General features: G+C 58.2%; 1 protein-coding gene. It reads right to left on the reverse strand.

Translation table 11 applies throughout. The features are described 5' to 3' along the window. Positions 1 to 15: 15 nt before the first annotated feature. Positions 16 to 638, reverse strand: a 623-nt coding sequence (locus tag INT12_RS30940) for a hypothetical protein (protein WP_193059235.1), incomplete at its 5' end; no start/stop codon positions are given.

Here is a 638-nt window from a genome sequence, read left to right on the forward strand (position 1 = left end):
TCCCGTTAGAGTCTGCTACTGAGTCATGCGTTTTGCGTCAAATCCGCTGACGTCAAATTCGGCCATGACCGAGCCTTGCTGATACACATTGAACTCCACTCGGAGGCGCTTGGCTTTACCCAGCTTACTCGTGAGGGTCTTGTATCCCGGGATGAAGACCATCTCGCTGCTGTTGTCGGATGGCTCAGTTCCGGTGAAGGTTTTGGCGGACTCATCGTCGAATCGGATACGCACGGGGCAGGAGCTGAAGCTATGGCACAGGATCTGCCCCTTCTCGATGCTGACCATTACATCGTTGCCCCATCGAGGGTGACGCCTGATCGTGAGCTCTGCCTTCTGCCGGCCTGAGTAGGGGAAGTCAAAGTTGAAGCTGTTGGTGCTGGTTACCCGTGCCGTGCGGACGGGTTTTCCCGACATGTCATCCTGCTGGGTGGAATAGGACCACTGCAGGCCTATCGGGTTAAGCTCGGCGTGGAGTTGAGCCTCCAGCTTCGGCCGCATTGCATCAGCCTCCTTGGCTTGGGCCGAGCCGGCATGATTCTTGAGGATCAGCGTGAGGTTCGCCAAGCGTTCGGAAGTTGGCCGGGCCTGGTCCTTTGCGGCAGCCAGAAGTTCGGGCGCAGACACCTCGACCGTTG

The organism is Pseudomonas sp. K8 (assembly GCF_014889455.1).
Lineage (GTDB): Bacteria > Pseudomonadota > Gammaproteobacteria > Pseudomonadales > Pseudomonadaceae > Aquipseudomonas > Aquipseudomonas veronii.